This window comes from Streptosporangium sp. NPDC002544 (assembly GCF_040295965.1).
Lineage (GTDB): Bacteria > Actinomycetota > Actinomycetes > Streptosporangiales > Streptosporangiaceae > Streptosporangium.
This window is the reverse complement of the sequence record NZ_JBEOWJ010000038.1, coordinates 65,418-90,847: the sequence shown is the minus strand read 5'-3', so window position 1 is coordinate 90,847 and position 25,430 is coordinate 65,418. Positions and strand designations below refer to the sequence as shown.

21 protein-coding genes are annotated in these 25,430 nt (G+C 69.4%); 12 read left to right on the top strand and 9 right to left on the bottom strand.

Annotated features, from left to right (window positions below; genetic code table 11):
• Positions 1-134 precede the first annotated feature (134 nt).
• On the bottom strand, positions 135-311 hold the full coding sequence (locus ABT061_RS40260) for a hypothetical protein (RefSeq protein WP_169750083.1): 177 nt from the start codon (positions 309-311) through the stop codon (positions 135-137).
• 132 nt (positions 312-443) lie between these two features.
• Between ABT061_RS40260 and ABT061_RS40255 the strand changes: the two genes are divergently transcribed.
• Positions 444-1,235, top strand: a complete 792-nt coding sequence (locus ABT061_RS40255) for an SURF1 family protein (protein WP_350928143.1) — start codon at positions 444-446, stop codon at positions 1,233-1,235.
• Positions 1,236-1,264: 29 nt separating this feature from the next.
• Positions 1,265-1,576 (top strand): DUF3817 domain-containing protein, encoded by a 312-nt coding sequence (locus ABT061_RS40250; RefSeq protein WP_350928141.1) that lies wholly within the window; start codon positions 1,265-1,267, stop codon positions 1,574-1,576.
• A gap of 98 nt (positions 1,577-1,674) precedes the next feature.
• Here the strand turns inward: ABT061_RS40250 and ABT061_RS40245 are convergent, their stop codons facing one another.
• Positions 1,675-1,866, bottom strand: coding sequence for a tail-anchor membrane protein (locus ABT061_RS40245; protein WP_326636344.1), 192 nt, complete (start codon positions 1,864-1,866; stop codon positions 1,675-1,677).
• Between the two features lie 317 nt (positions 1,867-2,183).
• On the opposite strand from ABT061_RS40245, the gene ABT061_RS40240 reads away from it, so the two are divergent.
• Positions 2,184-3,104 carry a winged helix-turn-helix transcriptional regulator gene (locus ABT061_RS40240; protein WP_350928138.1) on the top strand — a complete coding sequence of 307 codons (921 nt, stop codon included), beginning with the start codon at positions 2,184-2,186 and terminating at the stop codon, positions 3,102-3,104.
• 15 nt (positions 3,105-3,119) lie between these two features.
• Here the strand turns inward: ABT061_RS40240 and ABT061_RS40235 are convergent, their stop codons facing one another.
• From ABT061_RS40235 to ABT061_RS40215, 5 genes are all read right to left on the bottom strand, one after another.
• On the bottom strand, positions 3,120-4,487 hold the full coding sequence (locus tag ABT061_RS40235; protein WP_350928136.1) for a protein kinase family protein: 1,368 nt from the start codon (positions 4,485-4,487) through the stop codon (positions 3,120-3,122).
• A gap of 27 nt (positions 4,488-4,514) precedes the next feature.
• Positions 4,515-6,068: a serine/threonine-protein kinase gene (locus ABT061_RS40230; RefSeq protein WP_350928134.1), complete on the bottom strand. Its 1,554-nt coding sequence runs from the start codon at positions 6,066-6,068 to the stop codon at positions 4,515-4,517.
• A complete protein-coding gene (locus tag ABT061_RS40225) occupies positions 6,061-7,782 on the bottom strand; it encodes a serine/threonine-protein kinase (protein ID WP_350928132.1) in 1,722 nt (573 codons plus the stop codon). Before ABT061_RS40225 ends, ABT061_RS40230 begins: the two co-directional genes overlap by 8 nt.
• Positions 7,779-9,446 carry a protein kinase domain-containing protein gene (locus tag ABT061_RS40220; protein ID WP_350928130.1) on the bottom strand — a complete coding sequence of 556 codons (1,668 nt, stop codon included), beginning with the start codon at positions 9,444-9,446 and terminating at the stop codon, positions 7,779-7,781. The genes ABT061_RS40225 and ABT061_RS40220 overlap by 4 nt, the downstream gene beginning before the upstream one ends.
• 261 nt (positions 9,447-9,707) lie before the next feature.
• Positions 9,708-10,556: an arylamine N-acetyltransferase family protein gene (locus ABT061_RS40215; protein ID WP_350928128.1), complete on the bottom strand. Its 849-nt coding sequence runs from the start codon at positions 10,554-10,556 to the stop codon at positions 9,708-9,710.
• Positions 10,557-10,882: 326 nt separating this feature from the next.
• On the opposite strand from ABT061_RS40215, the gene ABT061_RS40210 reads away from it, so the two are divergent.
• Positions 10,883-11,824 (top strand): GNAT family N-acetyltransferase, encoded by a 942-nt coding sequence (locus ABT061_RS40210; RefSeq protein WP_350928126.1) that lies wholly within the window; start codon positions 10,883-10,885, stop codon positions 11,822-11,824.
• Between the two features lie 175 nt (positions 11,825-11,999).
• Here ABT061_RS40210 and ABT061_RS40205 read toward each other — a convergent pair whose 3' ends face one another.
• Positions 12,000-12,368 (bottom strand): ArsR/SmtB family transcription factor, encoded by a 369-nt coding sequence (locus ABT061_RS40205; RefSeq protein ID WP_350928124.1) that lies wholly within the window; start codon positions 12,366-12,368, stop codon positions 12,000-12,002.
• A gap of 352 nt (positions 12,369-12,720) precedes the next feature.
• Between ABT061_RS40205 and ABT061_RS40200 the strand changes: the two genes are divergently transcribed.
• The 8 genes from ABT061_RS40200 to ABT061_RS40165 all read left to right on the top strand — a co-directional run bounded on the left by ABT061_RS40200 (position 12,721) and on the right by ABT061_RS40165 (position 22,622).
• Positions 12,721-13,410: a response regulator transcription factor gene (locus ABT061_RS40200; RefSeq protein WP_326636357.1), complete on the top strand. Its 690-nt coding sequence runs from the start codon at positions 12,721-12,723 to the stop codon at positions 13,408-13,410.
• Between the two features lie 263 nt (positions 13,411-13,673).
• On the top strand, positions 13,674-17,156 hold the full coding sequence (locus tag ABT061_RS40195) for a DUF4153 domain-containing protein (protein ID WP_350928122.1): 3,483 nt from the start codon (positions 13,674-13,676) through the stop codon (positions 17,154-17,156).
• Positions 17,157-17,552: 396 nt separating this feature from the next.
• Positions 17,553-18,815: an MFS transporter gene (locus ABT061_RS40190; protein ID WP_350928120.1), complete on the top strand. Its 1,263-nt coding sequence runs from the start codon at positions 17,553-17,555 to the stop codon at positions 18,813-18,815.
• Positions 18,805-19,557 (top strand): MerR family transcriptional regulator, encoded by a 753-nt coding sequence (locus ABT061_RS40185; protein WP_350928118.1) that lies wholly within the window; start codon positions 18,805-18,807, stop codon positions 19,555-19,557. The genes ABT061_RS40190 and ABT061_RS40185 overlap by 11 nt, the downstream gene beginning before the upstream one ends.
• A gap of 359 nt (positions 19,558-19,916) precedes the next feature.
• Positions 19,917-20,504 (top strand): hypothetical protein, encoded by a 588-nt coding sequence (locus ABT061_RS40180; RefSeq protein WP_350928116.1) that lies wholly within the window; start codon positions 19,917-19,919, stop codon positions 20,502-20,504.
• Positions 20,505-20,611: 107 nt separating this feature from the next.
• Positions 20,612-20,932 (top strand): hypothetical protein, encoded by a 321-nt coding sequence (locus ABT061_RS40175; RefSeq protein ID WP_350928114.1) that lies wholly within the window; start codon positions 20,612-20,614, stop codon positions 20,930-20,932.
• Positions 20,933-21,255: 323 nt separating this feature from the next.
• The gene (locus ABT061_RS40170; protein ID WP_350928112.1) at positions 21,256-21,780 is read left to right on the top strand and encodes a hypothetical protein; all 525 of its coding nucleotides are present in this window, start codon (positions 21,256-21,258) and stop codon (positions 21,778-21,780) included.
• 335 nt (positions 21,781-22,115) lie between these two features.
• Positions 22,116-22,622, top strand: coding sequence for a hypothetical protein (locus tag ABT061_RS40165; RefSeq protein ID WP_350928110.1), 507 nt, complete (start codon positions 22,116-22,118; stop codon positions 22,620-22,622).
• Between the two features lie 149 nt (positions 22,623-22,771).
• Here ABT061_RS40165 and ABT061_RS40160 read toward each other — a convergent pair whose 3' ends face one another.
• Complete coding sequence (locus ABT061_RS40160; protein WP_350928108.1) at positions 22,772-24,964, bottom strand: fibronectin type III domain-containing protein; 2,193 nt, start codon at positions 24,962-24,964, stop codon at positions 22,772-22,774.
• Between the last annotated feature and the right edge of the window lie 466 nt (positions 24,965-25,430).

Here is a 25,430-nt window from a genome sequence, read left to right as displayed (position 1 = left end):
GAGAGCGGTGGTCGCGTCGTCCATACGCGTGGCGCGGTGAGCCTCCTCACACCGACCGGTCGGCACGTTCCCGTCGTCAGGGAACGCGAAAAGCGCCGAGGGCGGTGCCGTCGGCGCTCCGGACTGTTCGGTTGTTAGAGCAGCAGGTATGCGGCCACAACGACGATGACCAGCACCGCGACCACCACGGCCGCCGTGATCGGCAGGGCGAGCGACCGCTTCTCGGGGGCGGCCTCCGGGTCCTTGCGCTGGGCGAACGCGCGGAACGCCTGGGTGTTGCCCGCGGGGTCAATCTGCTGAGGATCAGACATGGGGATGACTTTAGCGATATCGGATGCCTCCCCAACACTGATTTGTCCACTTTCACGGGAGGCGTGTTCTCGCGCCGGGCCGAGGCGGGTGCTGAGGACCGGACCGCCTACCGGGGCGGATAGCGTGGTGTCATGCTCCGCATCCTGTTCTCCGCCCGCGTGGTGGTGCTCCACCTGCTCGCGATCGGGGCCCTCGTCGTGTGCGGGTTGCTGGGCAGGTGGCAGCTCGGCGTCTTCGAGGAGTCCGGTGGGCCCCGGGCGTCGGTCGACCCCGCCCCCGTGGCGGTCGCCACCCTCACCGCACCCGGAGAGCACATGACGGCCGACGCGGTCAGCCGCAGGGTGACCGCGGAAGGCACCTACGACGCCTCGAAGCAGCTGCTGGTGGCCGAACGAGACGGGGGCCTGTGGCTGCTCACGGCGCTTGATCTCGGCGACGGAACCTTCGTTCCCGTCGTGCGTGGCTGGGTGGCCACGGCGCAGGATCCCGCCGTGGCGGCCGTGCCCGAGGGCAGGGTGACCGTCAGTGGGCGGCTGCAGCCCTCGGAGGCCACCGACAGCGTCCAGCGCCGGACCCGGCAGCTGCCGCAGGGGCAGGTGCTGACCGTGTCGTCGGCCGAACTGATCAACCTCTGGCGGGACACGAAACTGCGTAACGGGTTCGTGGTGGCCGCCGAGCAGTCACCGGCTCCCGCGGTCGCGGCCAAGCCGGTGAACGTCCCCCCGCCGACCCAGTCCGGGGTGCTCACCTGGCGCAACCTCGCCTATGCCGCCCAGTGGTGGATCTTCGGACTGTTCGCGGTCTTCATGTGGTGGCACTTCGTACGCGACGCGCTGCGCGGCCGCGCGCGGGAGGACACCCCCGCCCCCGCTCCCGACGCCGCTCCGGAAACCCCCGCTCTGCCCGCTCGCACCGTCCCGTGAACCGAACCCCAAGACCGAGGTAACCGACCGTGGAATCCGCTCTCAAGCCCTTTCGCATCCTGGCGTACATCGTCGGCGTGATGCTGCTCGTCCTGGTCACCTGCATCGTGCTCAGGTACGGCTTCGGCATCGAGGAGCCCTCGAAGATCGTCTCCCCGATCCACGGCTTCCTCTACATGCTCTATCTCGTGGCCGCGATGAACCTGGGCATGAAGGCGCGCTGGACGTGGCCGTACATTCTCGGGGTGATGCTCGCCGGCACCGTGCCGCTGCTCTCGTTCGTGTTCGAGCGCAAGGTCACCCGCCGGGTGGAATCGGAGCTGGTGACCGCCACCGCCTGACCGGCCGGGCCCCTCACGGTCCCCCGCAGGCCCGGCTGTCGCGACCCCGGAACGTGGGCTCGCGAGGCCGGGCCTCGACGGGCGGGACGGTCTTCGCGTCAGCGGCCGAGACCGCGGCGTCGGGCGCGCTTGAGCCGTTCGCGCTGGGACGGGTCGAGCATCAGGTAGCCGACGACCGGGGCGGCGACGACGCCCAGGAGGATCAGCAGCGTCAGGAAACCTGGCAGGAACAGCCACGACAGGAACACCACTGCTCCGGCGCCGATCGCGTACTTCTGGATTGGCGACATCCTCAACATCCTCCGAACGCGGGGCGGATGCCCCGTCTGTATTTCATTGTGCGTCGCCAGTCCAACGTGTGGATCCGCCGCACGGTTCCAACCGAGATATATCGTGATTCCCGCCGCTCCGCCAGTGCCCTGAGCGCCGCCATGCCGGAGCCGCCTCGCCTGCTCTGGACGCCCCGGCGAATTCCGTGACCGCGGTCCCGCCGGGGATCGCGGCGGCCTGTCCGGGTAGTGGTGGATTGGTGGTTCGGCGGTTTCGCCGGAGGCCGGAACGATCATGTTTACCGGGAACGACCACGCGACCATCTGGAGGACACGTTGTGGACGGCGCTGAGCGGGAGCCGGTGCGAGCCGAACTCGGTGCGATCGGGCAGGCGCTGGCGATCCTGGGAGACCGGTGGGTGCTGCTGATCCTGCAGCGGGCGTTCCTGCTGCGGATCCGGACCTTCGCGGGCTGGCGCGACGCGCTGGGCATCTCCGAGTCGGTCCTCGCGGCCAGGCTCAGGGAACTGGTCGACCACGGCATCTTCGAGCTGTCGGCGTACCGCGACGGCCGCACCCGCTACGAGTACCGGCTGACGGAGCGCGGACTCCGGCTGTGGGCACTGCTGGTGGCCATCCAGGCGTGGGAGCGCGACTGGGTCTCCCCGGGGCGCTTTCCCCCGCTGCTGCACGAGCTGTGCGGTCAGGACGCCGAGCCCCGCCTCGGGTGCGGGGTCTGCCTGGAGCCGATGAGCGCCCGCGACACCAGGACCGAGCCGGGGCCGCAGGCCGCCTTCTCCCGGATCGGCCCGCCTCGGCGGCACCGCCGTACGGTCCGCTCCGGAACCCCGGCCGACCTGATCGGCTACTGCCCGGCGTCGATGGAGATCCTTGGTGACCGGTGGAGCACCAGCGTGCTGGCCGGGGCGTTCCTCGGCACCCGCCGCTTCGTCGACTTCCAGTCCGGCCTCGGCATCGCGCCCTCGGTGCTCACCGACCGGCTGCGCCGCTTCGTCGAGCTGGGCGTCTTCGAGCCCCGGCCCGACGGCTCCTACCGTCTCACCGACCGGGGGCTGGCCTTCTTCGAGGTCTTCGCCCTCCTGGTCGACTGGGCCCAGCGCGAGCTCCCCGCCTCCGAGGATTCGGCTCTGTCCATCACCCACCTGCGCTGCGGCGCGGCCTTCCGGCCGGTACTGCTGTGCAGAGCCTGCGGTCGGCCACTCGAACGCCGCGAGGTCCGCTTCCTGCTGCCTGGCTGAGGTCCGGACCGGGGCTCAGCTCTCGCGGCTGAGCCTTTCGAGGATCCACCGGGTGACCTTCAGCGCTCCCTCGCCGGTGGTGCCGTTGGCGTCTTCGGGGACGCCGCGCTGGTACTGGACGATGATCACGAGGTTGGCCGCGCGGAAGCCCACGGAGCTGCTGTAGGTCAGCTGGTTGGTGACCTCGTTGCGGTAGGCCTCGGAGCCGATCCCGGCCAGTGCCTCCACCGGTTTGACGTGGGTGAGAGTGGCTCCCGCATCCGTCCTGGTCCGTTCGCGGGTCTCCTTGCGGAACCTCGCGTGGTTACGCCGGGCCGCCTCGTCGGAGGTGAAGCCGAAGGCGGAGATCCACAGGGTGTACCGCAGGTTCGGAGGCTGCCCGGAGTCATTGGTCTTCCACTCGCACTCTTTGCCCTTCCTTGTGGGAGTGGTGTCCAGTGCCAGGTCGTCCGCCTGCTTGGTGGAGATGAGCGAGCAGGGGTCGGGCGTGCGCGCGAAGGCGGTGGGCAGCGCGACCGGCGTGGCCCCCGCCGTGGACCCCGCAGTGGACTCGGTGGCGCGGGGCCAGAACCAGTAGGCGGCGCCCAGGAGGAGTACGGCGAGGGCGGCGGCAGCGGCGGCGAGGACAGGCGTCCTGCGGGGGCCGGTGCGGGCTCCGGGCTCCCGGTGTCCGCCGTGGGCGGGCCGGGGGGCGACCCGCTCCAGGGTCAGCCGTACCGAGGTGGCGTCGGGCCGGTGGCCGGGCCCGGCGGCGAGCAGTTCCTCGACCAGCGGGGCCAGCGGGCCGGAGGCCGTCGAGCCGCTGCCGGGTTCGGCCAGCGGCGTACCGTCCGCCGTCAGCGGAGCCGGACGGGAACCGGTGTGCGGAGCCCGGCCCTCGACGGCGGTGAACAGGGTGGCACCCAGGTCGCGCAGCTCGTCGGCGGGCCCGAGGGCGGCGACGCCGGTCAGCACCACCCGCCCGTCGGTGGCGAGCAGCACGCTGTCGGGAGCGGCGGCCAGGTGGACGCCCAGCTCGCGGGCGGCGGCCAGCGCGTCCAGCACGCGGAGCCCGATCTCGGCCGCCCGCTCGGCGGGGAGCGGGCCGTCCGCCCGGACGGACTGGAGCAGCGAGCGCCCCTCGACCGACTCCATGATCAGCCACAGCCGGTCGGGACCCGAGATCACGTCGTGCAGGGCGGTGACGCCGGGGTGCCGCAGGCCCGCGGCCGCGCGGATCTGGTCGAGGAGGCGGTCGCGGGACGGTCCGGGCGGCGGCAGCGGCACCTCGGAGATCGTGACGTCGCGGCGGAGCAGTTCGTCGCGCGAGCGCCAGCTCGTGCCCGCGCGGTCGCGGCGCTCCAGCAGACGGTAGCGCCCGGCCAGGAGGCTGGGATCGGTCACGCGAACCCTCCCGTCGCGGCGCGTTTCTCAGTCACGGCTGTTCAGCTCCTCGGAGACCTGGCGCGCGATCTTCAGGGCATCCTGCCGCAGCGCGGTTCCGGCACGCTTTCCCGCCTCCGACAGGTTGACCTCGACCAGCAGGTTGCTCACCCGGAACCGGATCACGGAGTGGATCCGGTCCAGGGCGACCACGTCGTAGGAGAACGCCTCCGCCCCGACCCGGCCGATGTTCCTGAGCGGGCCGGTGGAACCCAGGAGGCCGTTGCCCTGGTCGGCGACGACCGAGGTGCGTTCGGCGACGAAGAACGCGTGGGCGGTGTCGGGGCCGCTCTTGCCGGGGGTGGGAGCCTTGTGACCGACCGCGACCCGCAGCCTGCGGTCGGGACGGGCGGTGCCCAGCAGGTCGTCCCAGCTGCAGGAGGGCTCACTGTTCTGTTTGGCCTTCATGGACAGCGGCGACGCGCTCGGCACCGCGACCTCGACCTGGGGTCCGGTCAGCAGCGTGCACGGGTCGGGGGCGGTGGCGAACCGCCCGGCGTTCGCCGCCCGCGACGGTGTCTCGGGGGTCTCCGGCCCGCCCATGGTCAGCAGCACCGTACCGGCCACCGCCGCCGCGACCACGGCCAGCGCGGCTCCGACGATCAGGCCGGTACGGCGCGGTCTGGCCGGTGCCGGAGCCGTGGCCTGGGGTGCCGCGGCCTGGGGCGGCGGAACCTGCGGTCCGGTCGCCGGGGAGAGCGGTCCCGCCGGCAGTCCCTGGGCGACCTGCCGCAGCGCGGCGCGCAGCCCCGACTCTCCCGGGCGCTGCCGGGGATCCTTGGCCAGCATGGCCAGGAGTACGGGAGCCAGTTGCCCGGCCCGGGAAGGAGGAGGGGTCTCCTGGGTGAGCACCGCACCGATGGTGGCGACCGGCGTGTCGCGCCGGAAGGGCCCCTGGCCCTCGACCGCCGCGTACAGGGTCGCGCCCAGGGACCACAGGTCGGCGGACGGGCCGTCGCCGGTGCCGCGCAGCCGCTCGGGGGCGATGTAGCCGGGGGAGCCGACCAGCGCGTCCGGTGAGGTGAGCTGGGCGTCGCCCTCCACCGCGGCGATGCCGAAGTCGGTCAGCAGCACCCCGCCGTCCTGGGCGAGCATGATGTTGGCCGGTTTGACGTCGCGGTGCATGATGCCCCGGCTGTGCGCGAGTGTCAGCGCGTCCAGCACGGCCAGGCCGATCACGGCCACCCGGTGCGGCGGCAGCGGTCCGTCGGCGCGGATCGCGTCGTCCAGCGAACGGCCCCTGACCAGGTCCATCACGATCCACGGGCGGCCGTCCTGGGCGATGACGTCGTGGACGGCCACGATGGACGGGTGCCCGAGCCTGGCGGCGGCGCGGGCCTCGCGCATGGTGCGCTCCCGCATCTCGTCACGGTGCTCCTGGGGCAGGTGCGGGGCGAGCGTGACCTCCTTGATCGCCACCTCGCGGTGGAGGAGCTCGTCACGGGCCCGCCACACCACGCCCATCCCGCCCGCGCCGAGCCGAGCGAGTGCCCGGTAGCGGCCCGCCAGCACGGGCAGCGGGCCGGCCGCCGGGTCAGCCATCGGTCTTCAGGGACTCGGTGAGCCAGCGTGCCGCCTGCAACGCGCCTTCGGCGATCTTGCCGTCCGGGTCCTCCTTGACGCCGCCCCGCTCGTACTCGACCTCGGCGATCAGGTTGCTGATCCGGAAGACCACCGTCGTCTTGTAGGAGCCGCCGTACAGGGTGATGGGGTTGTAGCCGCTGGAGGTGAACGCCTCCTCGCCGATCCCCCGCAGGTCCTTGGGCGGGAGCGGCTTGGGGGTGGCGAACTGGCCCTTGTCGAGGATGTCCTTCTTCTTGCCGGCCAGGTACTCCTTCGCTCTCGCGACCTCCGACCCGTTCTGCTTCTGGGCGATCAGCCGGACCCGCAGGTCGTACTTCTCCACGTTGGGCTTGCGCCAGTCGTGCCGGTTGAGCCAGTCGCACGCCGAGTGTTCGATCTCCGAGCTGTTGAATCCCGGCACCAGCTGGTTCACCTGCTTGTCGTCGAGCAGGCCGCAGGCCCGGGGCGCCGCGGCGAAGCGCCCCTTGGCCCCGGAGGGTTCGGCGGAGATGTCGTCGTCTGCGTTGGCGAGCACCGAGGTGAGCAGGATGCCGATGCTGACCGCCATGCCGAAGAGCAGCACCCCGGTCAGCGCCACGACCGGCCGGGGTACGAGTATCCCCGTCGCCCGGGTGGAACGCTCGGTGGGCTCGTCCGCCGTCTCTCTCGCCGCGCCGGGGACGGGGGCCGGCTCGCGTGAGGTGGGGGCGTCCAGGGGGAGCGGGGCACCGTGCTGGAAGGGCGCGCCGGAGTGGGACGGGCCCTGGGGCAGGCTCTGCCAGGCGGCCGGTGTGTCCAGGGGAGGGATCGGGCCCTGCCAGGCGGTCGGCGTGTCCGGAGAAGGGGGCGCGGCCTGCTGGGGGGCCGGGATGTCCTGGAGGGGGAGCCCGGCGGTGACGGCGGATGTCTGCTCGGCCGGGTTCTTCCTCAAGGGCGTGGTCACCTCCGCCTCGGTGACCGGAACGGTCCCGCCCTCCTGCCCTGTGGAGGGTGCTCCGAGGTCGCCCGGCGGCTGGGAGGCCGGTACCCCGGCGGCCGGGAGGGGCGCCTGCCCGAAGGCCGCCGGTGCCCCTGGGGCGGCGGGGACGGAGACCGCGGGGCCCGCGGGGCCGGAGACCTGGGAGGGCGCACCCCCGGGGGGTGGTGAGGCGGGAGGTTCCGGACGGTGCTGGGAGACGTCGAGCAGGATCTTGCGCAGGGTGTCCGGGTCGGGCCGCTGGGCGGGATCGCCCGCGAGCAGCCGGAACAGCACGGGCGCGATCGGGCCCGCGTTGTCCAGGGAGCCGCCCGGCGACGGCGGGCGGCCCTCGACGGCGGTGTAGAGGGTCGCGCCGAGCGACCACAGGTCGGCGGCGGGGCTGGTCACGCCCTCGGGAGAGGTGAAGAGCGAGGACGGCAGGGAAGGCGGGGCGAGGATGATCTGCTCGTACGGGCCGAGCAGCACCGAGCTCGGCCGCACATCCCCGTGCAGCATGCCCTGCCTGTGCATCACCACGAGCTGGTCCAGCACGGCCACGCCGACCATCGCGGCCCGCTGCGGGGGCATCGGCCCGAACCGGGTGATCACCTGTTCCAGCGAGTTCTGCTCAAGCATGGGCGGGACCCCGGCTCCGGCGATCCCCGGCCCCGGCGCGGGAGCGGTGTGCCCGCCCGCGTGCCTGCCCTGCGACAGGGGGACGTCTGGATGGTTCATTCGCCCGCTTTCTGGTTGTTCAACGCGTTCGCGACCCACGTCGCGGCTGTGTGGGCGCCCGCCTGGATCGCCGGGCCGTCCTTGCTGCCGTCCACCACGGTGTAACCGACCTCCAGCACGAGGCTGTCCACGCGGATGATCACGTAGCTCTGCTCCAGCCTGCCTGTCATGCGGTTCTCGTAGACGTCGTAGCCGAACGACTCATCCCCGACGGGGGCCACGGCCGTCGGCGCCGTGGAACGGGCGGAGCGGACACCGGCCTGGATCTCCGGCCAGCTCCAGGCGCTCTCCCCGCTCGGTATGGCGCCCTGGCGCTGGTTCACGAACAGCTCATGGGCCTGCCGGGGGCTCCTGCCCCACTGTTTGTTGGTACCGGGGAGACGCACTTCCAGTCCCATGCCCCTGGCCGCCCACTGGCAGCCCCCGTTGTTGGTGGGCTTGCCTTCGCCCGCCAGCGCGGGCAGCAGCTGCCTGGCCCTGGTACCGGGGATGAGCTCGCACACGTCCACGGGGGTGCTGAAGGCGCCGGGACTCTCGCTGAGCCTGACCACCCTCTCGGCGGACGTCGGGTCCGAGGTCAGCAGGAACGTCACCCCGAAGGTGACCCCGATGACCGCCGCGATCCCGGCCATCTCGGCGGCGGCCCATCGCATCGCACGCCCCCGGCCCGGCTCGGGTGGTCGTACCGGGGCGGGAACGGGGTCGGTGACGGCAGGGATGGCGGGGGCGGCGGGCGGCGGAGAGAGGTGCGGTGCGGCGGCTGGAATCCCGGCGACCCCGGCGACCCCGGCGACCCCGGCGACCCCGGCGACCCCGGCGGTGCCGGCGACCCCGGCGGGCGTATGGCCGATGGCCAGCTCCGCCAGAGAGCGGGCGACGGCGTCGAACGACGGCCGGGCCTCGGGAGCCGGGTCGAGCATGAGCATCAGCAGCGGGCCCAGCCCGCCCGCGCGCTCCGGCGGCCTGGGCGGCTCGGTGAGCACCCGGCCGATCGCCGCGATGGGGGTCTCCGCCGGGTGCGGCGGTATCCCCTCGACGGCGAAGTAGAGCGTGGCGCCGAGGGACCACAGGTCGGAGGCGGGGCCGCCGCGCTCGCCGCGCAGCTGTTCCGGCGCGATGTAGTTGGGCGAGCCGATCAGGTGGCCGGTCCGGCCCGAGGTGACCTCGCCGTCGACGACCGCGATGCCGAAGTCGGTGAGGACCGCCTTGCCGGTCCTGGTGAGGAAGACGTTGCCCGGTTTCACGTCGCGGTGAACCACCCCGGCGGCGTGGGCGGCGCCGAGCGCGCTGAGGATGCCCACGCCGATCCTGGCCACCTGGTGCACCGGCAGCGGGCTCCGGTCGCGGACCGTCTGCTCCAGGGACGCGCCCGACAGCAACTCCATGACGAGCCAGGGCCGTTCCTGGTCGATGACCACGTCGTGGACGGTCACGATCGAGGGATGCTTGAGCCGGGCGGCGAGGTTGGCCTCGCGAAGCGCCGAGGCGAGGACCTCCTGCCGCCTGGCGGGATCGAGGTCGGGCGGGAGCCGCACCTCCTTCACCGCCACGTCACGGCCGAGCATCTCGTCGGCGGCGAGCCAGACCGTGCCCGCCCCGCCCTCGGAGAGAGGGTTGAGCAGCCGATAGCGGTCCGCCAGCACTTGAGTGTCGATCCTGCTCACCCCGTTCGCTATCCCATCGCGGACAGCAACATAGTCACTTAGCGGCACATGAACCAATGAAAAGGGATTCCGCCTGCCGCATTGAGCCCTGGTGTCCGCTTACGCGGTGTCATGGGCATCCTCACAACGCGATGGAGCCGGGACCGGGCGCCCGCACATTTCAATCGAGCGAGCGTGCCGCCGGCGGCCTGGAGCTGAGATCAGGCGCTCGTACGGGCGGGAGAGGTCATGTCTCCCGGTTCGACCGAGCCGCCGCTCGAATCACTGGAAATCAGACCATCTCTCGTGGGCGGTCCACAGGCGCTGCCAGAGTTTGGCGCGTTCGGCAGAGGTGACGTCGGACAGATGGAGGGCGAAGACGTCGGCCAGTATCTCGAAGTAGTCACGTTCGGTCTGCGCGGTCAGGGTGTGCTCGCGGTCGCCGACACGGGTGAGGACCAGGCCCCGCATCGCGTCGACACCGCTCGCGTCGCGCCGCTGGACCGTGGCCACCCGGACGAAGCCCGACTCGGGGGAGGTGGACAGGAACTCGTGCATCGCGGCGAACTCCGACATCTCGGCGGGTTCGATGCGGAAGTCCATGCCGAGGAAGCCGCCGCGCGGGTCGTGGTCGAACCGCCATCCGCCGGGCTCCACCTCGGAGGGGCGCAGGCCGTAGCTGAAGGGGCCCTGCCGGTAGGTGCCCTCGACGAGCGGGAGCGGGTCGTGGATCGCGTCGCCGAGGCCCTGGTCGACCAGCCACTCACCGTTGGGGTTGTCCGGGCAGGACAGGCCGGAGACGGTGAGTACGAGATGACCGCCGTCTATGTTCGGCGACCCCTCGGCCTTGCCCTGCACCCCGCCCACGTGCCTCCTCACCCGGTAGCCGAGCGCCTCCAGCAGCAGGGAGAACGCCCCGTTGAGGTGGTAGCAGTAGCCGCCCCGGCCCCCGATGATCCGCGCGGCCGACTCCGCGGGGTCGACGGTCGTCGGCCGGCCCAGCCAGATCTCCAGGCATTCGTACGGCACTCGCTGCACGTGTGCCCGATGCAGCAGGTGCAGTGACTCCACGCTCGGGGGTCCGTCGACGCTGACGCCGATCCTGCGGAGGTACGCGGTGACATCGATCACTCCGTCACGGTAACGCCGGAACGGTCGCGGACCTAGCGATGCCGGGGCGTGGCGCGTCCGGTGAGGGCAGGCACGGCGCACGGCCCGGGTACCGACACGGCCGGCGCCGGGGGTAGGCCGTATGGCGCCGGTCACCCGGTCGCCGGCCCCGCCGGGACGGCGCCCGTTTATCCGGTTGAGGATGGGACGGGCACATCGGTAGCCTGGCCGTCCCTTCGAGCGTGAGGAGGTGAGGAGCACATGTTCGCCACCCTGGTCACGCGCTCCCGCCTCGGGCGACAGGCCGCCTGAGACCCGGGAAGCGCACCCGCTTTCTGGAGCTTTCCTTGTCCGATCTGCTTTTCCGCCCGCTCGACGCGGACGAGTTCGACCTGTTCCACCGTTACGGCGCGCTGCCCGCCTCCGGCGTGGGCGCCCGCAACCTGCCCTTCGACAAGCTCGACTACCGGTCCGGATGGGTCTGGGTCGCGCTGCGCGGCGACGAGGTCGTCGCCAGGGCCGGATTCTGGGGGCCTCCAGGCTCCGAGCACCCCTTCAGCCTCGACTGGTTCGACCCCGGGTTCGGGCCCGACCGGGTCGAGGTGGGCGCCGCACTGCTGCGGGCCGCGTACGCGGCGCTGGTCACGCCCGGGTACGCCACGCCGTCCGGCACCCGGCCCGACTACCACCTGTTCCTGCCCGCCGACTGGCGTGAGCGTCCCGACGCGCTCGCCGACGCCTCCGACCGGATCGCCGCCGCCGAGCGGGCCGGGTTGCGGCAGTCCGTCGAGCGGCTCAACCTGCGCTGGTCTCCCGAGTACGGCCTGCCGCCCAGGCCCGCCCGGCTCACCTTCGCCCCGGTGGACGACGACGAGGTGATGCTGGACCTGCTGGCACGCGTCACCGAGGGCAGCCTCGACGACTGGGACCGGCGCCACCTCGCGGAGCGGGGCGCGCGGGCGACGGCCGAGCAGACCGTGACCGACGTCGCGGACATGCCGGGCGGGCGTGGCCGGTGGCGGCTCGCCCGCGACGCGTCGGGTGAGCTCGTCGGCATCGTGATGCCCACCCGCAACTCCAGGAGCGCCACGATCGGCTATCTCGGGGTGGACCCGGCCCACCGCGGCCACGGCTACGCCGACGACCTGGCCATCGAGGCGTTGCACATCTTCAGCGCCGAGGGGGAGCCCGAGGTGAACGACAACACCGATGTGGGCAACAAGCCCATGGCCGCCTCGTTCGCCCGGATCGGCTACCGGATCACCGGCCGCCGCCTGATCCTCGCCTGACCTCCGGCCCGGGCGGGGCCTTCGATCTCGCGGAGGTCCCGCCCGGTGCTTCTCCAACCCCTCGAAGGCCGGCCCTCGATCAGATGTTCCTGTTCTGATCAGGTGCGGAGTCGACGTCCGGGGCGAACTGTGCCAGCTTCGCGATGGATGGCGTTGATCTGGGCGATGGCGTCGATCATGGGTCCTCACTTTTCTTGGTGTTGGGGCCGCTGCCGGTCGAGCGGCGTTCGCGTCTGCCTCGGACGAGTTCGGTGGCCAGCGCGTCCAGGTGCCGGTGCCAGAACCGGCGGAAGCGTTCCAGCCACATGTCGACCTCCTGCAGGGGGGCGGCGTCCACTGAGTACAGGCGGTGGGTCCCTTCGGCGCGGACCGTCGCGAACCCGTTGTCCCGCAGCACCCGCAAATGCTGGGACACCGCCGACTGGGAGATCTCGAACTCCTCCCGGATGACCGCGGTGATCGCGCCGGAGGACCGCTCGCCGTCGGCGAGCAGTTCCAGGATCCGGCGCCGGACCGGATCACCGAGAACATCAAAGGCGTGCACGGGTCCAACTATTTCAGTTTCTACTTATATAAATCAATCCTGTCATATATGGTGGCCGGGCTCGATGCCTCCCGCCCGCGGTGCCGCCGATCCTTTGGTATCCGAGGTCACACGCCGACCGCGGGCGGTATCCGTCATGCGAGCCGCGCGACGGCCGGAGACCACGCCGAGGGCTTGACCGCATGGGTCTTGGCATCCACGCCGGTGATGTGGGGTCAGGCGGGGGGCCGCGATCGGCGGACGCGGTCCGATCGATCCGGATTCATCTGAAGACGGCGCGGCCTGGTGAGTGCGCAGAACCTTCACAATTCACCGCAGGTCTTCTGCACGGCTCCGGTCTACGCTGCCGAGCATGGCAACCCCTCAGCAACGACGTGTCCTCGTGGTCGAGGACGACGAGACGATCGCGCGGGCCGTACGCCACAGGCTGGCCGCCGAGGGCTTCGACGTGCTGGTCGTCGGGGACGGGGAGGCGGCGCTGGTCGCCTACGCGAAGACGGGGCCCGACGTGGTGGTGCTCGACCGGCTGCTGCCCGGCCTCGACGGTCTCGAGGTGTGCCGGCGGATGCAGGCGGCCAGACCGGTCCCGGTGCTCATGCTCACCGCGCTGGGCGAGGAGACCGACCTGCTCGTGGGGCTCGGGGTCGGGGCCGACGACTACATGGCCAAGCCGTTCAGCATGCGCGAGCTGGTCGCCCGGGTGCACGCCCTGCTCCGCCGGGTCGAGCGGGCCTCCCAGCTGGCCGTGGCCGACACGGTCATCCGCGTCGCCGACGTCGAGATAGACACCGCGGAGCGCCGGGTCTACGTGCGGGGCGACGAGGCTCAGCTGACCAGGACCGAGTTCGACCTGCTCTGCCGCCTCGCCGAGCGCCCCGGCCAGGTCTTCGAGCGGGAGCGGCTGCTGGCGGACATCTGGGGCTTCTCCGAGGCCGCGGCGACCCGTACCGTCGACAGCCACGTCCGTGCCCTGCGCCGCAAGCTCGGCCCCGGCGTCGTCCGTACCGTCCACGGCGTCGGTTACGCCCTCGTCCGGCAGTGAACGCACGTCCGGGGGCACCCCTCGCCGGCTCGGACCGCCCCGGCGACCTCAGGTTCGCGACCTCCGCTGAGGAACGGAGCACAGCCAAGCGGTGAACACGTATCACGCCGTCAACGCGGGTTCCGATACGGCCCTGAAAGGCGCTCGCGTCCGGCGGGGATTCCATCCGCGCCGGGCGGGGAGCCCCCGGTCCGAACCGATCGCCCTCCCCGGCACTCAACCCCTGTATACCCTTCCCCTCCGACACCGGGATGCGCCGACCCTTGAGACCTCTCGACTTCCTTGGCCGGATCAAGGCGAAGCTCGGCATGGTGATCCTGCTGGCCGTGGTGGCGGCGTTCGTCGTCAACGAGGTCGGCCTCAACGCCGGCTACTCGCGCAACGTGCGCGTCGCGGTGGCCGCCGTGTTCGCGCTGATCATGGTGCAGCTGCTCGCGCGGGGGATGACCAAGCCGCTCCGCGAGATGGCCGCCGCCGCGCAGACCATCGCCAAGGGCCGGTACGGCCTGCGGGTCACCGCGACCTCCCGTGACGAGGTCGGCGAGCTCGCCCGAGCCTTCAACGCGATGGCCGCCGATCTGGGCGAGGTCGACCGGCAGCGGCGGGATCTGGTGGCCAATGTCAGCCACGAGCTCCGCACGCCGATCACCGCGCTCCGGGCGGTGCTGGAGAACGTGGTCGACGGGGTCTCGGAGCCCGATCCCGTCACCCTCGGCACCGCGCTCGCCCAGACCGAGCGGCTGGGCCGGCTGGTCGCGCAGCTGCTCGACCTGTCCCGGCTGGAGTCCGGTGCCCGGCTGATCGAACGTGAGGACGTCGAGCTGCGCCCGCTCTGTGAGCAGGCCCTCCGGGAGGCCGTGCTGGCCAGGGAGGGCGTGGCGGCCCGCTGCGAGGTCCCGGAAGGACTGAGCGTGCGCGCCGACCCGGACCTGCTCGCGCAGGTCCTCGCCAACCTGCTGGACAACGCGGTGCGGCACAGTCCCGACGGCGGGACCGTGGTGCTGGCGGCGGCGGCCAGGGGAGAGGGCGTCCGGCTCCGGGTGAGCGACCAGGGACCGGGGATCGCGGCCGAGGACCGGGCGCGGGCGTTCGAGCGCTTCTCCCGCCTGGACGCCGGACGGGCCGCCGACGACGGCGGTGCCGGGCTGGGCCTGGCCATCACCAAGGAGATCGTCGAACTCCACGGCGGCTCCATCCACGTCGAAGACGATCCCGGCTGCCACATAGTGACCGACCTTCCGGAAAGGATTGAGATGAACCCCCCGTCTCCGCCTGCCAAGGACGATTCCCCCTCCGAGGTGAACTCCGCGGCGGTGCACGACGGCGCCCCGGACAAGGCCCCTGCAAGTAAGGCTCATACGCCTTCTGTATCGGACAGGACCCCTTCGACGCCTTCCACCCCTGAAAAGGACCAGGTGAGCGAGGTCCCTGAGGACCTCGCCGCCTCCACGCCTTCCGCCCCGCACGCGAGCGGCACGGCAACGGGGATCGGTGAGCGTCACGAGGTCACCGGGAGCGCTCAGGAACAGGAACCTGATGAGATCTCAGGGGATGCTCAGCAGCCGGATCCTCGCGAGGCCGCCGGGATCGACTCCGGTTCCGGTGAACCGGCCGGGGCCTTGGGGCCGGCCGTGACCGGTGCTCCTCGACGGGAGGTCACCGCCGGGGAGCCCGGGCACCAGGTGGTGTCCGTCCCCATGTCCGCCTCCACGGACCCCGAAGCCTCCACTCCCGAGTCCGACGCGCCCGCCGTGCCATCTCCTCCGTCCTCTTCGCCCGCGCAGCCGTTTCCCCCCCAGCCGGTCCTCGTCCGGGACGGGCGGGACGGGGACGTGCGCCGGGAGCAGGTCGTGGTGCGGAACTGGCTCGGGGCCTTCAGCGGTCTCTTCCTCGGGGGTGTCGCCGGGCTGGTCTGCGCGGTGATCGTGGGTATCGGCCTCGCGAGCGTCGACGTCCTGCTGGCCGCGTTCGTCGGTGCCGTCCTCTTCATGATCGGTGTGTTCGTCGGCACGGTCATCGGCGCCACCACGCCCACCGGCGAGATCTGGTCCGCCGGCGAACCGCTCCCGCACCGGCCTCCCGCGCGGGGACCCGTCGCGCAGCGCGTCACCGTACCGGAGGTCCAGGAGAAGGAGGGAGCGGCGCAGCCGGTGGGCGCCAGGAGCGGCTCCCCGGGAGCCCCGGGAGGGTTCGCGCCGATCCGGGAGGAATACCGACCGGCTGTTCAGCCACCGGGAAGGCCCGGAGGCTCCGGCGGGTACGAGGCGCCGCCGGTCTTCCCCCGGCCCGACCTGCCGGACACCCCCCGGTGGGTGCTGCCGGTCTCCGCCGCCGTCGGGCTGCTCGCCGCGATCGCGGTGCCGTACAGCAGGGCCGGTCTCGGACTCGTGCTGGTGTCGGTCGCCATGGGGGCGGCGGCGATTCCCGCGGTGCGCAGCAGGATCACCCCGTGGTCGGCGGGGATGGGGGCGATCGCCTACGGGCTGGTCGCGACGGTGATGTTCAGGGACGCCGACTGGCTGGTCGGGGTGGTCCTGCTGGCCGGGTTCCTGCTGGCCGCGCTCGCTCTGTCGGGGGCCGGGCGCGGCTGGCTCGGGGTGCTCAGGGGAGGCGCGTCGGTGCTCCTTGGCCTGCTGCCGGTGCCGTGGTTCCTCGGTGCGAGGCTGAAGGGTCTCGCGGACCGCAGGAGGGTGGTCCCCCTGCTGTTCGGGGGCGGACTGACCGTCGTGCTGCTGGCGGTGTTCGGGGCGCTGTTCGCCTCGGCGGACGCGGTCTTCGCCGAGGCCGTCCAGCAGGTGTTCAGCGCGCAGGCCTGGGCCGAGTCGCTGCCGCTGCGGATCCTGCTCTTCGTGGTCTTCGCGGTCGTGGTGGCCTCTGCCGTGCTGGTCGGCCTGCGGCCGGTGGCCGAGCCGAAGGCCCCCGACCTGAAGGTCACGGTCGGCCGCGGTATCTGGGTGACCCCGCTGACGGCGCTCAACCTGCTGTTCGCCACGTTCGTGGGGATGCAGCTCACCGTGCTGTTCGGCACCACCCGGTGGGTGGTCTCCGCCACCGGGCTGACCTACGCCGAGTACGCGCGTTCGGGATTCTTCCAGCTCGTCGTCGTCAGCGTGTTCGTGCTGGCGATCGTCGCGGTCGCCTCGGGGACGCTGGATCTCAAGGGCTTCGACCGGTGGCTGATGGCCGGGCTGCTCGGCCTGCTCTGCGTGCTGACCCTGGTGATCCTCTTCTCCGCGCTGCACCGCCTGGACCTGTACGCCGAGGCCTACGGGCTCTCCCGGCTGCGGGCCTCGGTGGCGGCGACGGTCTGGTGGCTGGGCGGGGTCTTCGCTCTGGTCCTCGCGGCGGGCGCGGCCCGGCTCACCAGGCGTGGGCACGCGCGCTGGCTGCCCAGGACCCTCGTGCTGATGACGAGCGCCTCGCTGCTGGCGTTCGCGGTGTGGAACCCCGACCTGCGGGTCGCGGAGACCCAGATCGCGGTACGGGGTGTGGACCGGATCGACCTCGAATACCTGGGCGACCTCGGCGCCGAGGCCGTACCCGTACTGGACCGGCTGCCCGAGCCGTCCCGCAGCTGCGTCCTGCTGGACGTGATCGCGGCCAACGACCTCGCCGGACCCGACCCCTGGAACGGCTGGAACCTGGCCCGGCGCGAGGCACGGGAACTCCTGGCCCGGCGACCGGCGATCAGGAACGCCTCGTGCTCGCAGACCCTCTCCCGCCTGGAGATCCCCAACCAGGACTGAGCGACTTCGGGGGCCGCCGGGCCGGACGACTCGTCCGCCGGCGGCCCGCACCGCACGGTGCTCGACCGAACTGATCCTTGGTTACCGGCCGGCCCCCCGGGGCCGCATGTTCACGGAAACGGTGCGCCAGTGTGCGGCCGGTTCCTTGAGGTAGGCCATCGACACGCCCTGGGACCAGCCGGCACCGGTCGGCTCATCCGCCCACTCGTGTCGCGCACTGTACGGGTGCCTTTCTCCGCGCCCGCGCCGAACGACAAGCACAACTCGCCGCACCGAACCACGACCCGCAACAGCGACACGGTCCACAGCACGAGCACGGCATCGGGATGTAGGCCCCCGCCCTGCGTTCTGCGGTGAGCTTGACTCCGCCCCTACGTCATAGTTTGTGCTTGAGATATGAAGCTCGTTCCCGTCGCATATCTCGCCTCGTACCTGTTGTCCCTGCTCGGGAACTCGATCGCGGGGATCGCGTTGCCGTTGATCGTGTTACAGACCACGGGGAGTGTGCTTGGTGCAGGGGCGGTCGCCGCAGCGACCGTTGTCCCGGCCGTTCTTGCGGGGTTGCTGATGGGGGTGGTCATCGACCGCATCAACCGGCGCACATCCTCGGTGATCACCGATCTCGTCTCTGCCGCGTCGATCGCCGCGTTGCCGCTGGTCGATCTGGTGTCGGGGCTCAACCTGGGGTGGTTCATTCTGTTCGGCATCATCGGCTCGCTCGGCGACGTGCCCGGTGCGACGGCGCGGGAAGCGCTGCTTCCCGCGGTCGTTCGCCACGGGAGCGTCAGTGCCGAACGACTGATGGGGGTGCGAGAGACGCTGGGTGCGGTGGCGATCTTGCTGGGACCGGCAGCGGCAGGGACTCTCATGGTCCTCTTCGACGGCTCAACGGTGTTGTGGATCACCGCCGCTACGTCGCTGGTGGCTGCGCTGATCACGCTCCTGATTCCGCGGCCCGTCGGCACGATCATGTCGGAGGACGGTGTCGCGGCGGCTCCGACCGGTACCGGGTGGTCACAGTTGCGTGACGGCTGGTGGGCCCTGTTCCGCAGTCGCTTCCTGCTTGCAGTCACCATGATCAGCTTGGCGTCGGTGTTGGTCCTCGGGGCGCTGCAAGGGCTCGTGCTGCCGGTGTTCTTCACCCAGGAGAACCAGCCCGGCCTCCTCGGTTTCGTGCTGAGCGCCCTTGCCCTCGGGATGCTCCTCGGCGGCGCGAGCTACGCCGCAGTCGGCACGCGCGGTGCCCGCCGAGCCTGGTTCGTCACCGGTCTCGCCGGAACAACAGTCGGGATCGCCCTCATCGCCGCGCTACCGTCCGTATGGGTGGTGTTCGCTGGAGCGTTCGTCGTCGGATTCTCCAGCGGACTGTTCGGCAGCCTGATCGGCGTGCTCATGATCGAGCGGATACCCGAGACGATGCGAGGACGGATCATGGGCACCCAGAACGCCATGATGACCGCCGCCCCACCGGTCGGCATCGTGCTGGCAGCCATGCTCACCGAGTACATCAGCGTCAATGTCGCAGCTCTCGCACTCGCAGCCGTATGGACCGTCGCCTTCCTCCTCGCACTGACCGCACGGTCGCTTCATAAACTGGAACCAGAGAACCCAGAGCAAATGATGACGAACGAGGCGCAGGTGGCCAGCGGTGAACAGTAGCGAACTCGGCTCGCTCGCCGGAGTCACCGTCCGAGCACTCCGCCATTACCATCAGGTCGGCGTCCTCGACGAGCCGCCCCGCGGACCCAACGGCTACCGGCAGTACGACGTGCACGATCTGATCCGAGTCCTACGTATCAGACGTCTCGCCGCCCTCGGAATACCACTGGAGCAGATGCCCGCCCTTCTCGATGAGACCGGCGATCAGGCCATAGGGCTTCTTGATCAGCTCGATCAAGAACTCGCCGCCCAGATCGACCGGCTCACCACGCAGCGCGATCTCATCGCCCGGCTCCGGGAACAGAAAGCAGCGCCGGACATCCCGCCCGAGCTCGCACGGTTTCTCACCACCTTTGCGGCCGGCAGGCTCTCCCCGGCGATGGCACGAATCGACCGGGATCAAACCGTTCTCCTCGCCCACCTGGTCGGCACCGACGGCATGCCCCACCTCGTCGGGTACTACGAACGGATCAGCGACCCCGCTCTCCTGCCCGCCATCACAACCGTGACCGCACAGTTCGAAAGCCTGGGACCCCACACCAGCGACGATGAACTTGACCGGTTCGTTGACGAATTCGTCACAACCTTCGCGCCGATCGTGCGAGAACTCAACGAAACAGAGTCAGGCGTAGACCTCACCGGAGTTACTGGACTCTTCACCGAATACACAACAGATGTTCTCAGCAGCACGCAGCAACACGCACTCGATCTCATCGGCGCACGATTCAACGACATCAACTGACTGCCCGCGCCCCGCACCACCGTCATCCTGGAGGCACCCGTCCAGCAGTGGCGTCAAACACGACATGTGGTATTGCCGACGACCCGGAAAGCGGTGGCGAGCTCGACGTCGGACGCGCTACTGAGTAAGGCCCAGGCTCGGATGTTCATGTCCGCGAACGTGGGGATGTTACTGGAGCCTCCCATCGCCGGCTGCTTCACCCCGGTGCGCTCAGCTGTTCTCGGTTCATCAGGTGAAACCGGAGACCGGTGCTTTTCATCCAGACCGTCGGCGGCAGCTTGTGTGGAGATCGTGCAGCTTTGGTAGAGACATCGAGCAAGGCATGGCGAGCAATGTGGAGATGGCACCACACTTTTTCGGTGCCGATTCCTCCTGCTATGCAGAAACCGTGGCTGCTCTCCTTGCTGGCGGCGGCCGGCTGGTTTCTTCTGGCGCTCGTTTCCTACCTTCGGATACCGCTGTTTCTGGAGAACCCTCTGCTTTACAACCTGCTGCTCGTATGGAGCTGGCTGTGGTCGCTGCTGTGGTCTTTCGCCGGGGTGATGTCCTACCTGGCTGTCAAAGCGTACGGACGCTCGATGGCGGTGTTGACGGCCACCTCGATCCTGGGGCTGCTGATCTGGACGGCAGACTGGAAAATGGTCTATCTGGAGAGCTGGCTCCGGCTGCACCATGAGACATTCGCCGACCTCGCCTCCTCCTATGAGAGCGGCCGGCCGCTTGAGGTCCCCTCGTGGATGAAGTACCTGTCGATAGAGGGAGATGTACAAGCCCAAGAGCACGGCCTTTATTTCCCGGTTTTCGTTGACAAGTGGCGTGCCGAATCCGGTGAGGGGTTCGCCTACATACCGGGCAAGTCCGATTCCCAGACGATCATTCAAACCGCGGAGGGCGACGTAGGGAGCCCAACATATGATCTCGGCGAGGGCTGGTGGTGGGTCGAGTGAGGCGGTTTCCGGATGATTCACTTTCCGTCACCTGCTCCGACCTCTGAAAACCGTCGATCAACAGCAGTCTTGACGCCGCACTACGGCGATGCCAGCATGTGGTCACTATGACTACCGGCTCCTCGGATTCGAATGAGCAGAATTACAAGCCCATCGCCTTCGTGCTCGTCTTGTTGAGTGCGATCTTTATTGCCATGCCGATCCGCCGCGTGGTGATCGAGGTAAGCGAATTCGGTCTGCGACAATTGTTCATTCCGGTGCTCATCCTGGTCGGACTGCCTGTGGCCGGGGCGCTTGTCGGAGCCTCGCTGAGATTCCAGGGGGCAGGCGGCAGATTCTTTGGAATCGCATTGGGGGTCTTTGTCTCCAGCTTGCTTCTGATGGCATTTCTCGCTTACTGGGCCTATTACTACCTCATCTGGCGCTGACCCGGCTCACGGCAATAACCCCCGGAGGACGCGGGCGGGAGCGCCTGCCCGCGTCACGTATGGCGGCTTCGTGGTCCCAGATGTAGTGGGGGGCGGGGGTGGTGTGGCCGTCGCGGTGGCGTCCGCGTGTGGCGGCCAGGGCGTCTCATACGCGGACGGACATGCCGGTCCCCCGCCACCAGCAGGCTCCAAGCCGTCGACAAGACGCCCCCGGCAGGCTGGGCGGCGAACGTCATCACCACTCACCGGGGCGACGTGAACGGCTACCACCACAGGCTCAATTTCCGCCTGGAGCCCGCCTGTCAACGGAAAACGAGGAGCGCATGAACAACATCCTGTCCAGGGTCGGCACTCTGGCCGCCGGGCTGACACTCGTCGCGGCCCTCGCGTCTCCGGCCCAGGCCGTCGAGCCCCCCGCTCTCGGCGCCGACACGGCCGCCGCCGGACCCCTCCTCAAGATCGTTTTCGGCTCGCTTCAGGCCTTCGACCTGGAGGAGAGCGGCGAGGACGAGATCCGTGTGCGGATCATAGGTCCGAACGGCGTTGAGTACATCGGCTGGCCCACCAACGGCGACGAGGCCGACACCAAGGCCGGAACCTGCTGGGTATGGGAGTATTCGATGTGCACCCCCGGCTCCACAGAGCGCGCCGCCGGGGCGTACAAGAGCCAGACCACCGTTGCCGGAGGCTCGTTCACGATCGAGGTGTGGGAGGACGACCACATCGGCGACGATCTGCTGCTGCGCATCCCGGTGACCGCCACGGGCGGCTATCAGGACATTGAGGCTTACTCCCCCGCCGGCAAGGGATTCTCCTACCGGTTCGTGGGAAACCTGCAGCCCGCGTAACAAGATCCGCCGACTCCGCACGCGGTCCGCGCCGGGCCACGTGCGGTTTCCTGTGAAGCTCCATGCCACGTCGGCCCGGATTGAGCCGATCTGACTGCTTTCCAGGGTTGATTTTTCTTTCGCGTGCGGCGCAGCGACTTCAGAGCCAGCGATTGATCGCGTTCGTCTGCTGCCGTGTCAAGCCTCATGCCACCGCGCCCCAAACGAGGCTTTTTCGGCCCTGATGTCCTATTGGTGATAAATCTGCATGAAAGTCGATTAGAAGTATTTTCTGTGTAGATTTGGGGTGCGGGTGGGTTGAGAAACATTCCTTCGTGGGGAGCTAATCGCGACCGATGGACGTTATTGATGTCAAGGTCGCCAGTTCTTCCGGAGGGAAAGTGTCATTCGAGAGCGTCGTGGCCATCTGCAGCATTGTCATAGCCGTGGTGGCCGTCGGCTTCGCGGCCCAGCAGACACGTGCCGCAACGAAGCAGGTGCGGATCGGCAACGCCATCGCCGGGGCGTCGACCACGGACAGCGTTTTCGTCAATCTCCACAATGCCCTGCGGATCATCATCGATCACCCTGAGCTGTATCCCTACTTCTACGAGTCCAAGCCGGTGCCGCAGAGCGGAGAGACCCGGGTTCGCGTGCTCGTGACGGCGGAGATGCTGTGTGACGTGCTGAGCATCGGCCTGCGCGCGGCGGAACAGATCCCCTCCACCGGACACGGTCTGAACCTCTGGAGGGATTACAGCCTCCAGATGTTCAAGAACTGCCCGGCCATCGGGGAGGTGGTGGATCGAGACCCGGATCTATGGCACTACCTCGCACCTTTGCGCATTGCTCCGGCCACCTGATCTCACGAATGTGTTGACCACTCTGTAGTACGAGTGCCACTGGCTCGGTGGCTCAGCGGCGGGGTGGCCTTGTCCTGGACTGGAAAGGCGACAGGCCCTCCGACGTGGGTACGTTCGCCGGAGGGCCTGCTCACAGGTGCTTTACGGGATCAGTTGGTCTGGCTCGGCACGGAGACCCCGTCGTCGTGGCCGATGATGAGGCCCGAATTCCAGGCCAGTTCGACCCTCGGTGCCGGCGGAGGCGTCGTCGGGGCCGGTGTCTGAGTCGGAGTCGGGACCGGGTACACCCGGAAGACCTTGACCTCTCTGATCTGGCAGCGAGGGGGATCGGTGGTGAAGACCTCGCCCGGCCCGAAGTTACCGAGGTCCTGTAGCCAGTTCCCGTACTGGTCGTAGAGCTTGGCCATGAGCATCCGCGAGCCCATGTTGGTCACCGTGACTTTGTTGACCAGCGGATAGGGCGCGATCCGGATGATCCGCGCGGATGCGGTCGACGTCTGGCCTGAGGGGCTGTAGGCGACGAGCGTGTAGGTGACGTTGCCCTCGCTGCTCCCGACGTCGAGTGAGTCCGCCCATTCATCCGGGGTCTCCCGGGTGACTGTGCCGATCTTGCGGCCGTTCTGCTGGATGTCCAGCTTCGTCGCGCCGAGAACCTTCCAGCTGACCGAGACATCCTTCGGATCGCAGACGCCGATCTGGCTGTGGTTGGTGGTGAACGACGAGATGATGGGCTTGCCGGTGGTCATGCCGCGGGTGTCCGCCATCACGCTGAAGTAATGCTGAGGGTGCCGTGGAGTCACCGTGATGTAGTAGTCGGTGACCGGCTTCAGCCCCTGGATCGTGTAGCTCATCAGGCCTGTGCCTGACCCCGCGGGCAAGGAGACCTCCGTCGCCCTGCTTTCCGGCGGTGCGTACGTGAACTTGTAGTCCGTTTCGCCCTCGGCGTTGTCCATCCACTGCACCGTCAGCGACGTGTCCGATTGACTGATCACCTTCAGGTCGGTCGCCATCGGCAGCGACTCCCGCAGGGTTCGCTCGCACCTTTCGGTCGTCGCCTCGCTCGGCCGGTCGTTGGTCGTCGTGATACGGAAGCAGTACTCCGTGTCCGGGGTGAGATTGCTGTAATTGCGTGAGGTGTACGCCGAGGCCGCCGACTTGCGCGGCTCCGGCCACTCCTCGGTCTTCTTCCGCAGCGAGGTGAGGTTCCAGTCCGCGTTCGGATCCTGCGCCCACTCGACGAACAGGGTGTTATAGGTGACCTCGAACTTGGTGAGCACCGGCGCCACGACCGGGCCCTTGATCGTGTACTCCTTGCAGCCGAGTTCCTTGTCGGCTGCCGCGCCCGCGGCCAGGTTGCGGGCCTTGACGCAGACGGTGTGCTTGCCCGTCTCGATGACCGCGCCGTTGGGGACGGTGAAGTCATAGCCGTGGTTGAAGCCGTATTCGGGGAGGCTGCGGCCGACCGCCTCGCGGTGCTGGTTCGCGACGGCGGTGTGCACGAGCTTGCCGTCGACGTAGACGTCGACCGTGACCGGCGTGGTCTTGGCGTCGTCGTCGACCGCCCAGCCGGCGACCTTGAGGTCCGAGCCGGTGCGCTCGACCGGGTCGAGCGCACCCCACGGCAGGTGCCGGACCGTGTAGGGCTTGCAACCCAGGTCGGTGTGCCAGCCCGGCGCCGGGCCGTTGATCGCGACCAGGCAGACATGGTGATCGCCGTCGGCCGGGTTCTCCTGCAGGACCGAGTCGAACCCGTGGTAGTTACCGTAGCCCGGGTTGGCGTCCCCGACATCGGTACGCAGCTTGTCGGCCATGAGCGAGGTCAGAAACTTGCCCTTCCCGTCATATACGTCGACCTGCACGGCGGCGGTGGTGTCCGGGTCGATGAGCCAGCCCTTGACCCGGATCTTGTCGCCCTCACGGGTGGTCGACTCCCAGGCGCCGAACGGGTCAATCTTGATCGTCTTGGTGACGCAGCCGATGCTCTTGTTGCTCCCGGGACCGATGTTGCGCACCTTCGCACACACCTGGCTACCGGCACGCGCCGGCACCACCCCGTCGAACTTCTGCGACTGACCCTGGTTGGCCGTCACATTGCCGACCAGCGTGCCGTCGACGGTGATGTCCACCGTGACAGTGCTGGTCCAGTTGCTCGGATCGTACGCCTCGCCGATGACCTGGATTCCGTTGGGCTGACGGACGACAGTCGTCAGACTGCCGACGGGGTCGTGCGCGCCCGGTTCCTCCGGATCGCCGCTGCACGCCGGAGACGTGGAGCCCTCGGGGCAGTTTGGCTGGGCGGACGCGGGCGTACTGGGGATGACCACCACCGAGGCCACGAACACGGCAGTGAGTACGACAGACAGAACGGCCTTTAATAAGTGCCGCACAGAACTTCCCTTCTCGAATGCGTCTATCCGGGCGGATCGGCGACCTGGTTGCCCCGCTCGAAGCCGTGATCAAGGTAAGCGGGATAGTTCCGTTTTTCGGTCGCATCGTTCTCCGCCCAATCGAAGAGATCGTTTTTGATCCGCCTTGAAACGTGGCTGGAAGTGACTTGGGCCCCTGGTCAGACGGGGTGCGGAGCGAGGGCGGGAGCACGCTCAGCCCTGAGTCGGTGAATCCGGCTACGAACCCGCCGGCGACCGGTCCCGTGTCATCGTCCGCCCGGACGACGGCCGCGACACCGATTCTCTGGCGGAGGAGCGCTACGCGGTATACCGCGCCGGGAAGGAGGAAAGGCGATGAGCGAGTTCGAGAAGTGGCCGATTTCGGGGACCACTTTGGGAAAGTCGCCTGAATAACGGTTCA

Excerpts from the sequence above, each read along its gene's own strand:
- ABT061_RS40260 (WP_169750083.1), bottom strand. The coding sequence starts at position 311 with ATGTCTGATCCTCAGCAGATTGACCCCGCGGGCAACACCCAGGCGTTC.
- ABT061_RS40255 (WP_350928143.1), top strand. The coding sequence starts at position 444 with ATGCTCCGCATCCTGTTCTCCGCCCGCGTGGTGGTGCTCCACCTGCTC.
- ABT061_RS40245 (WP_326636344.1), bottom strand. The coding sequence starts at position 1,866 with ATGTCGCCAATCCAGAAGTACGCGATCGGCGCCGGAGCAGTGGTGTTC.
- ABT061_RS40230 (WP_350928134.1), bottom strand. The coding sequence starts at position 6,068 with ATGGCTGACCCGGCGGCCGGCCCGCTGCCCGTGCTGGCGGGCCGCTAC.
- ABT061_RS40225 (WP_350928132.1), bottom strand. The coding sequence starts at position 7,782 with ATGAACCATCCAGACGTCCCCCTGTCGCAGGGCAGGCACGCGGGCGGG.
- ABT061_RS40200 (WP_326636357.1), top strand. The coding sequence starts at position 12,721 with ATGGCAACCCCTCAGCAACGACGTGTCCTCGTGGTCGAGGACGACGAG.
- ABT061_RS40190 (WP_350928120.1), top strand. The coding sequence starts at position 17,553 with ATGAAGCTCGTTCCCGTCGCATATCTCGCCTCGTACCTGTTGTCCCTG.
- ABT061_RS40175 (WP_350928114.1), top strand. The coding sequence starts at position 20,612 with ATGACTACCGGCTCCTCGGATTCGAATGAGCAGAATTACAAGCCCATC.
- ABT061_RS40170 (WP_350928112.1), top strand. The coding sequence starts at position 21,256 with ATGAACAACATCCTGTCCAGGGTCGGCACTCTGGCCGCCGGGCTGACA.
- ABT061_RS40165 (WP_350928110.1), top strand. The coding sequence starts at position 22,116 with ATGGACGTTATTGATGTCAAGGTCGCCAGTTCTTCCGGAGGGAAAGTG.